Source organism: Sphingomonas sp. Leaf30, from assembly GCF_001422525.1.
In the GTDB taxonomy this organism is placed as follows: Bacteria; Pseudomonadota; Alphaproteobacteria; order Sphingomonadales; family Sphingomonadaceae; genus Sphingomonas; species Sphingomonas aerolata.
Genome location: NZ_LMKZ01000016.1, coordinates 68,162 through 77,263 on the forward strand (window position 1 = coordinate 68,162; position 9,102 = coordinate 77,263).

The window sequence follows — 9,102 nt, forward strand, 5'->3', positions numbered from 1 at the left end:
AAGCTCGTCGAGAACGCCCATCAGCCGATCGCGCTTGAGGGCAGATGTACAACGCAAAGTTGCCGAGCGCGTCTACAGCCCTCTACCGAACGATGGATGTCGACGCGGGGCAGCTTCGTTTGCCGCTTTACGCGATGATCCGACCATAATCTAAATTGATAAGCGGTGCCGTTAATCATTTTCGGCTACATGATCACCATGCGCCGAATGTTTGCACAGTTAGGCTATTCGCCGCTCGGTCCTGCGCTGCTCGGCATCGCCTATTTTGCCTTCGCCGTGTTGTCGCTGATCGAGGCGCGGGGGTCTCACGGAATAGCCGCAATCTGGCCGCCGAGCGGCATTCTATTAGCAACGTTGCTAATCGTGCCCCGGCGCGCGGTTTGGCGGTTCGCTATAGCTGCTATCGTTGCGAGTCTGGCGGCAAACCTTCTTGATGGAGCAGGATTCGGCGTCGCTGCTGGATTTACTGCGGCAAACGGGATCGAGGCGATGGTTGCCACGCTGATATTGCGGCGGCGAGCAGGGCGGCGGGTATCTTTTATCGATCCATCAGGCTTATCCACGTTCTTCATCGCAACGTTGATCGCCGCGTCGGTAGGTGCAGGAGTGGCGGCCTGCATTTCTCCCCAGCCAAGCCCCGAATTCACGTTAGCTTGGCTTAGCACGGTATGGCTAGGCATGTTGCTCGTGACGCCGCTGCTGTTTGCCATATTTGAAGTAGCGGCGTCAGCGAAGCAAGCGGTGTCGGTACGCGAGTCGCTGAATTTGATCGGCATCGTGATGCTGACGGTCGTCGCGACCGGCATAACGTTCTCCCAAAGCCAGTTTCCAATGCTTTTTGTCCCTATGATGGTCATCGTAATCGCAGTCCTGCGCGGCGGCATGCTCGGCGGGGTCATCAGCATTATCGTCGTTGTGGTGCTCGGATCTCTTGCGCTTTGGTTAGGCTCGGGGCCTATCTTCCTGATCCGTGCGTCGCATGAATCGCGTATTCTATTTTTTCAGTTCTACCTTTTGTCGCTAATCATTTCCGCGCTCCCGATGGCAACGCTTCTTGCCGCTCGCGATCGTTTAAGGATCAATCTCTCGGAACGTGTCCGTTTGCTCGATCAAGCTGAGGCGGCCGCGCATATCGGGCATTGGCGTATCAATCCCTCCAATCAGGCTATCTTCTGGTCGCCGGAGGTATTCCACATTCACGGCCTGCCGGACGGCCAGCCCCCAGCACTCGATCAGGCCATCGATTTGTATCATCCAAGTGACCGGCGGCGGGTATCGGAGGCTGTAACGCGCGCACTCACGGATGGTCAGCCGTTTGCATTCGAAGCCCGGCTGGTACGTTCCGACGGCTCTGTCCGGCACGTCGAGACGCAAGGTGAGCGCGTTTACTCGTCGAGAGACGATGCGATCGGACTCTTCGGTTTGATCCGCGATGTCACAGAGCAAATCGAGGCGCGGCAGATCCTAAGAGATGCTCGCGACACAGCCGACCGGAGTGCTGAGGCTGCGATGTTACTCGCCTCAACCGATGCTTTGACCGGTCTCGCGAACCGGCGGCGAATTGTAGAATATCTCGATGCCAGATTGAAGGGCGTCGCCGCCGGAGGAGCCAAGCTATCGATCGTTTTGTTCGACATCGACCATTTCAAATTGGTCAACGATCACTACGGGCATGATATTGGCGACGAGGTTCTTAAACGCGTCGCGTCGGCCGCCGCCGAGGGGCTGCGGAACACCGACCTTATCGGTCGCTATGGCGGGGAGGAATTCATCATCATCCTGCCCGATACCGACGCAAGCTTGGCGTTGCAGATCGCTGAGCGCGTCCGCTCCAACGTTCAAGCGTCGCAGGTTGCCGCACAACCAATGGTTACCGTCAGCCTTGGCATTGCCTCAACCGTGGTCGAGGATACCTCCAATGGTATTCTCAAGCGTGCCGACGTGGCGTTATACGACGCAAAAAGCGCAGGCCGGAATCAATCGCGCTTGGCTTAATAAGTCAACTGCGCGATGGCGCTGAACCGTTGTCTCAGACGCAATATCCGATGGCATGCGAGGGATGAATATCCAGAGCGTATCAAAAAATCTGATGATCTTTAAATTTACGTATTCTCGATAGCATCTAGCAGCAGATCGCTCGGTAGAAAATATACCATCGATATTGGACTTGCTTGGTCGTTGAGCAATAAGCTATACCTAAAAGTAGGTGATCGATCAAATTAATGAATTTGGTTACGCTGTGTAACGACACTTATCAGAACTTTGCGATCCCAAGACAAAAGGATCTTTCATACCTCGTCTGCCTTGCATAAAATAGACGTGGTTGCCTTGCAACGAGGGTGGAGGAATAACTGACTCAGAGTAGCAGGCCCTGAAAGCCGATCATGTCAGCAATTAAGCGCCGCTACACCGGACAGGCACTGTGAAAAACGACGTCGTGTAAGTTCGGGGATGTCGGCCGCTGGCCGTGCAGGGCTGAAGAAGAAGCCTTGTCCGATATCGCAACCGGCACGGCGTAGCAAAAGCGCCTGTTCTGCCGTCTCGATACCTTCAGCCACGGTTTTCATTCGAAAACCCGTCGCGAGGCCAATCACGGCGTTCACGATCGGCGCGTCCCTGCAGTCCGCCAGTAGCGGCGTAACGAAGGACCGGTCGATCTTCAAAACCGACACTGGAAAGCGTTGGAGATGCGACAGCGAGGCGTAGCCAGTACCGAAGTCGTCGAGGGAAAGAGAAATGCCCGCCCGGCTTAAGATGGCGAAGGCCTCCTCCACGATGTCGAGGTCCCGACCGAGAAACACTGACTCGACAATCTCGATCTCCACCATGGCAGCAGGTACGCCCGCGGCCGCCAGACGCCCCAGTAGCTCGTCGGCATAGCCGGGGCGGCGTAGGTCTACCCCAGAGGCGTTCAGCGCGACATGGCCGAATGCCACCCCCGATTGCAACCAATGTCGCATGTCACCGATCACCTGGCGCTGCATGAACGCGCTAATCTGACATCCAAGATCGCGGTCGTCGAAGGCGGCTGCCAGTGTGTCAGGCGTCTGTACCCCCTGCGTGGGATGATCCCAGCGCAGCAATGCCTCGAAGCCAACGACCTTACCTGTGAGAAGATCTACCTTGGGCTGGTAGAAGGGCCTAATCCACTCGGCGCTTAGCGCTTCACGACCTACAGCGAGCATGGACACGTGGCGCTGGAGCTCAGCGCGCAGTTCTGGCCTGAATGGGCGCAAGCAATTTCGACCACTGGCCTTGGCATCGTACAGCGCGAGGTCAGCGCTCCGGAGCAGCTCCTCGGCCGTGGGGCCATGCAAGGGGTAAATCGCAAGCCCTGCGCTCACCTGACATTCGATCCGGATATCGTCCACCTCTACTACACCGTGTAGTGCGGAGACTATGTCATGCGCCTGCTGTTCAACCCCCACTTGATTAGAGGCCTGAAGCAGCACAGCAAACTCGTCGCCGCCAAGCCGCGCCGGCGTGCCGCACTCAAGGGCCGTCAATCGTTCCGCGATCCAACGTAGTACAGTGTCGCCAGCTGCGTGGCCGTATCGGTCATTGATGAGTTTGAACCGATCGATGTCAAAAATGATCACTGCCGATGGACCGCCCCGCAATGTAGCGCGCTGCAATGCGCCCTCGAGGCATTTCTGGAACGTGGCGCGGTTGGCGAGACCGGTCAGCACGTCATGGCTCGCGCGCCACGCCACATCCAATTCCGCCAGACGCTGCTCATGGACGTCTTCGGTCGTGCCATACCAGCGTGAAATAACGCCGGTGTCGTTGCGCAAAGGGGCACCGCGCGAGCGCATCCACCTGAAGGACCCGTCCTGCAGCATTAGGCGATATATACAGTTGAGCGGCTGACCGGTCGCGATGCTTTGCTTCCAGTGGCTCCGGAGCCGGGTCACGTCGTCAAAGTGGACGGAGCGCAATAAACGTGTCCCGAGCGCTTCCTCAAGCGGGCGCCCGGTCAGTCGCGACCATGCCGACCCGACCTCAATTAACGTGCCGTCATGCGAAGCGGTCCAAGCGATCTGCTCGCACAATTCAATTGTATAGCGATAGCGCTCCTCGCTCAGGTGAAGCGCAGCCGCGGCGCGGTTGCGTTCGGTCATATCCATCATCGCCCCGACCATGCGGGTGGCTTTGCCATTCTCGTCTGTCACCACGAACCCGCAGTCGACGATGTCCGCATACCGTCCATCACCGCGTCGGAAACGATAGCACTCCCGCCATCGCTCGCTTGAACCGGTGCTTATTACCTCTTCGATGCTGGCAGAAACGCGCGCTCGGTCGTCGGTATGAATCTGCGCCTTCCACCAATCCCCGTGGTTTGTTTCGGGGCTGAGAACATGGCCCAACTGGCTGCACATCGCTTCGCCCCAGGTCAACTGACCCGTATTGAAGTCCCAGTCCCAGACCACGTCGTTCGTCGCCTTGGTCGCGAGGCGGTAACGTTCCTCGCTGGCGCGCAACTTGTCCGTCGCGCAACGCCTCTCGTCGCAATCCTCGGCTGTGCCGCACCACCGTAGGATTTGGCCGTATGGATCCCGTAGCGCGGTGGCGCGGACGTGGAACCAGCGGTATTGCCCATCCGCCAGACGGATGCGACATTCAATCTCCAGGGCACATTCGCCCTCATTCGCGTTACGCCACGCCTGCTGGAGAACCTTACGGTCGGCTTTGTGGATTGTGCTTCGCCACTGTGCGCGCAACACCTCGTGCGTCGCGAACCCAAGCTTCTGAAGCCCGCGCGGTCCCACATCCACTATCGTGCCATTCGGGAGTGCTATCCAGGGGATAAACGGGCCGAACTCGACCAGATAGGCATATCGCTCGGAAGACTGCCCGAAGGCGTTGGAGACTGGCGCGGCCGCCCAATCATCACGGCCTGGGGAAGGCTCCTTGCGCGCAGTGGTCTCGATGTGAGCCGCAGCGCGGTGCAAACGACTTTCCTCGCTCATCTGGAACCTGTCCCCCAGCGAAAACAATAGGCACCGAGTCTTAACTATGACTCAGACCCATTGAGGCCCTTTGGCAGGTCGTAACATAAAGAGCTGATCGCGACCACGTTCGAGACCGTAGTCAGTTGATCAACGGCAAGTCGTTTAGACTTAACGGTCTATAAGAGTGAGGTGAGCAGCGGCAAGGTTTTTATCTCTGTGTTGTCGTCCCTTAAAGCTCTGACAGCGCCTCGCAGGTTTCGCAATGAACTCGCCTGATGATCGATAGCGCAAAGCGCGGTGCGGATGCACCTCGTTATAATGGGCAAACCAGCCAGGCAGTTGGTTGATGACGCTCTGCGCATTCGGCCTGGGGTTCACGCGGACGTAATCGCGCTTGAGAGTGCGAACGAACGCCTTAGCCATGCCTCGATTGAGGACTGCTGACCGGGATCGTACACGTGATCAACCCGATGTCTCGGACGAAGGCGCGTGTGCTGCGAACGGTGTAGCAGCTGCCGTTGTCGGTAAGCCACTCGATCGGCTCGGGCACTCGGTTCACCTGTCCGTAGCTTAAAAAGATTGCTGTTGTCGTTTAGGTCACGAGATATCGGCCGGGTAAGGCGACGGGATAAACGCTTACCCCTTTCCGAATGCACTTTACCTTTTCAAGGCTTTGACGTTGGTGACGGGCTTACGCCAACGAGCAAATTACCCGCGCATTAATCGATCCGTACGGATAGCGATTAGGAAAACTCGTGGAACCCCGAAGGGCGACCGCTGCCGCGTCGTCTTCGTTTGGTCGAGTAGGGCCAACCGTTCAGCGCTAATACCGTTTTGGAAAAAATCGGCGGGATCAATCCTTATCTTTGGAAGGTTTGTCGCCTCAGTATTGAAACAGAGCGGGGCGCTGAGACAGATTATGCCAAACGAGGAAACAAAAGATCAGCACGCTCGTGTTGCCAGGGAATTAGGCATCGATCCAAAGGCGATGCAGAATCATCCCTACGACCTTGAACTGAGAAAAAATGGTTCTCTATTGGTTCGCTGGCATGATCAAGCACCCGACGGAGTCATTCGAGAAGGCAAGCTGGGCTCATACACGACACCCATTCGGCCTGCGAATTACTCTTCACCTCAGGCGTTTGTAGCGCAAATCGTTCGACATTCTCAATCAGGCTAGAGGATGCAGAACGGTAACGACCCTCTGGCCGCACCATATCTCGACATCATTTTTCCGGACGTAGGTCTTTACGTCCGAAACGGCCTTTGCATCATTTGGACACTCCAGATCGATGCGCTCGATAATCCTACCATCGTTACCAATAACATATACGCGATATTCAAGCATCACTGTTCTTTCGAGCCCATTATGGGGGAGCCAACCTGAAAGACGGTCAAATTTGCGTAAAGCGGTATCGCAACCGCTACGGTTTAAAGAAACGTCCAAATTGTTCAGATGTTAGCAGATGTTGCTGTCCAGTCGATTTGTCCAACAGGGGCGTTAGCGTGGTACCATGACGATAATAAGTCCTTGGGGCCTGCCGGTGGCGCACCCAAGCAGAAACGCGATAGGTTAACATCGATATGAGCAAACGCTGACCGACTTCGATGAAGATGCTGCGTTAACGCTCAATATGATGCGTTATGCGCTATCGAACGATAGAACAGAATGGTATGATGCAGCCTACGGCGTTTCCGACTGGCATGCCCTACGTGACACTTTATTACGGCCTGTAAATTATATATAGTCGCTATAGTCAGCTTGACGTCTGCTCGCGTTATTGCATTTGCCGTTTTTAAGAAGCGACCTATCTGAAGGCGCACCGCACGGCGTCTAGCCTGCGGGTAAAAAAGCGGGTCTTAGGCGCCTCATCGGTCGCACCAAAGGCGGTATGAATACGAAGCTGCACGCCGTCACCGATCCAGAAGGTAGGCCGCTCAGCTTCTTCATGACCGCTGGCCAGGTGAGCGACTACACCGGCGCTGCCGCGTTGCTTGAGGATCTACCCAAGGCGCAGTGGATGCTGGCCGACCGAGGCTATGACGCAGACTGGTACAGGGACGCCCTGCAGGCAAAGAGCATAACGCCTTGCATTCCGGGGCGAAAATCCCGGATCATCCCCGTCAAATATGACAAGCGCCGCTACCAAAGCCGGAGCCGCATCGAGATTATGTTCGGTCGTCGCAAGGACTCACGCCGCGTCGCTACCCGCTACGATCGATGCCCGACCGTCTTCTTTTCCGCTATCGCGCTCGCCGCCACCGTCATCCCCTGGCTCTGATCAATGAGTCGTGACCCTAGGGCGTATCAGCCTTGTTCCACCACCTTCCGGCTATGACAATGCTCACAAAGACTAAGTGTCGAAACCAATGCGGCTAGATGACAAAGTCTCGGCGCGTGCCTTTCCTACCTTAGGTTAATAATGCTAAGGTGGGCTCGTGATCCCCCATTCATATCCGCCGAAAAGCTGTGGTCGTTCGATAAGCAGGACAAAATAAATGCCTCGGCCTGACGAAAATCCACTCGCCCGGATTGTGGAGAAGCTAGGCGAACGCGCTCATATCCCGGACCAGGCAATTGAAGCAATCCTACAGATGCCTTATGTGGATAAGCAGTTGCATCCAGGAAGCTTTTTCGTTCGAGAGGGCGCTTTTGCCGAAAAGTGTGGCGTGCTGGCGTCCGGCTTGCTTGTTTACCAGAAAACAAGCCGCAATGGCGACCGCCAGATTTTTTCGATCAAGATGCCCGGGGATATGTTAGGATTGGAAAGTCTTTACCTGGATACGCTAGATTACAATATCCAAGCACTTACCCGATGCAAAATAGTCATCGTACAAAGCGATCTGTTAAAGTCCATCTCAGACGAGTTTGTGGTTGTACGTCATGCCATAAGCAGGATCATGTTGACCGAAGCGTCCATCCTTCGCGAACTGATATTGAACATAGGCCGACGAGACGCCCGCGCCCGGCTCGCGCATTTCCTCTGCGAGTTTGCCGTTAGAACTGGCGGCACAGATAAGATCAACAATCGATCTTTTGAACTTACACTGACACAGGAGCAGCTTGGTGATGCTCTTGGGCTTACCGCTGTTCACATAAACAGAATGCTTCAGCTTCTGACCCGAGATAGTTTGATAGCACGAGATGGGAAAAACATTCGTTTTGTCGATTGGAATCGGCTACAAAGCATAGCTGACTTTAGTACTCGGTACTTGCATTCTAGAGAGGTAAGGCTAGATGTTTAATTAGCCGGTCAATCTTTTCGGCAAAGCTTCATTCACATCGACAGTTTCAATCCGGCCGCCACGCTGGAATCCGTCATGACGTTTTCGGACGGTCTGAGGCGTTTGCGTCATCAAGCTACCAGCCGGCGCGGGCTTTCACTAGATCAAAACTGATCGGGTATACCTCGTCACAGTTTGCAAAGGTCATCACTGCCGTGTTGGGAGAAGCCGGAAACTACCAAGCACGCGGCTGCCCACCGACCCGCTTAGCTGCGGCTGATTCGATCTCGTTTAAGTCGGCCTGCGTCAGGGCGCCGGCTGCGAGCATCTTTCGCATCAACTCGTCCAATAGGGCCGCAAGGAAGTGTATTTCACGTCGTTCTGAGCCCGTGTCTTCGCCCTCGGTGTTCACTTCCATGCGCCGTTCCTTGGTTCGCCGTGCACTTTAGACACGGCCATTAACGTTCGCTGGGCGATCATGTTGCAGACGCGGCGTCATAATCCGGGCAAACCTTTTCGTTGCAGAAGGATCTACGTCACACAAAACATCAGCCAAAAATACTTGGGTTAGGAGCGTATCTGAGAAGGTCGACCTGTCGTCTCTGACTGGTGCATGACCGAAGAATATCCTCCGACGACAGCCTCTTGATCGGCTCAAGACGCGATCGGCGATCCTGCCTGTGACGACTTACGTGTTTCTTCCGACAGGGCGTTCGATCATGTTTGCATCCTCCCGGATCATCAGCCGTCCGCTCGCGCCCGCGCAAACAGCCGTTTAAAGTCACTTGTCTCGATCGCTCCCATCGCCAGCATACGTCCGGCAAGATAGCCCGGGGTGCCGGTCAGACCGATCGAATAGGCCTCTTGACCGTTTGCACGTAGGCGCGCGACGACGGCTTCTGCATGTAAAGCAAGCCACGTCGTC

General features: G+C 55.8%; 5 protein-coding genes and 2 pseudogenes. 3 read left to right on the forward strand and 4 right to left on the reverse strand.

Translation table 11 applies throughout. The features are described from left to right. Positions 1 to 165: 165 nt before the first annotated feature. Positions 166 to 1,995, forward strand: coding sequence for a sensor domain-containing diguanylate cyclase (locus tag ASE89_RS12190; RefSeq protein WP_056678105.1), 1,830 nt, complete (start codon positions 166 to 168; stop codon positions 1,993 to 1,995). A gap of 392 nt (positions 1,996 to 2,387) precedes the next feature. Here ASE89_RS12190 and ASE89_RS12195 read toward each other — a convergent pair whose 3' ends face one another. Beyond that, the gene (locus tag ASE89_RS12195) at positions 2,388 to 4,970 is read right to left on the reverse strand and encodes a sensor domain-containing protein (protein ID WP_056678108.1); all 2,583 of its coding nucleotides are present in this window, start codon (positions 4,968 to 4,970) and stop codon (positions 2,388 to 2,390) included. 150 nt (positions 4,971 to 5,120) lie between these two features. Beyond that, positions 5,121 to 5,375 (reverse strand): integrase core domain-containing protein, encoded by a 255-nt coding sequence (locus tag ASE89_RS21590; protein ID WP_082451461.1) that lies wholly within the window; start codon positions 5,373 to 5,375, stop codon positions 5,121 to 5,123. A 1,377-nt stretch (positions 5,376 to 6,752) separates the two neighbouring features. On the opposite strand from ASE89_RS21590, the pseudogene ASE89_RS12205 reads away from it, so the two are divergent. Further along, positions 6,753 to 7,234, forward strand: a pseudogene (locus ASE89_RS12205) (IS5 family transposase); the annotation flags it as partial. Between the two features lie 217 nt (positions 7,235 to 7,451). Beyond that, a complete protein-coding gene (locus ASE89_RS19855) occupies positions 7,452 to 8,198 on the forward strand; it encodes a Crp/Fnr family transcriptional regulator (protein ID WP_082451462.1) in 747 nt (248 codons plus the stop codon). 214 nt (positions 8,199 to 8,412) lie between these two features. Here the strand turns inward: ASE89_RS19855 and ASE89_RS20425 are convergent, their stop codons facing one another. Next, a complete protein-coding gene (locus ASE89_RS20425; RefSeq protein WP_081877423.1) occupies positions 8,413 to 8,595 on the reverse strand; it encodes a hypothetical protein in 183 nt (60 codons plus the stop codon). A gap of 323 nt (positions 8,596 to 8,918) precedes the next feature. Further along, a pseudogene (locus ASE89_RS21205) lies at positions 8,919 to 9,102 on the reverse strand (DsbA family protein); the annotation flags it as partial.

Coding starts and splice junctions, on each gene's coding strand:
- ASE89_RS21590 (WP_082451461.1), bottom strand. CDS start 5,375: ATGGCTAAGGCGTTCGTTCGCACTCTCAAGCGCGATTACGTCCGCGTG.
- ASE89_RS19855 (WP_082451462.1), top strand. CDS start 7,452: ATGCCTCGGCCTGACGAAAATCCACTCGCCCGGATTGTGGAGAAGCTA.
- ASE89_RS12195 (WP_056678108.1), bottom strand. CDS start 4,970: ATGAGCGAGGAAAGTCGTTTGCACCGCGCTGCGGCTCACATCGAGACC.
- ASE89_RS20425 (WP_081877423.1), bottom strand. CDS start 8,595: ATGGAAGTGAACACCGAGGGCGAAGACACGGGCTCAGAACGACGTGAA.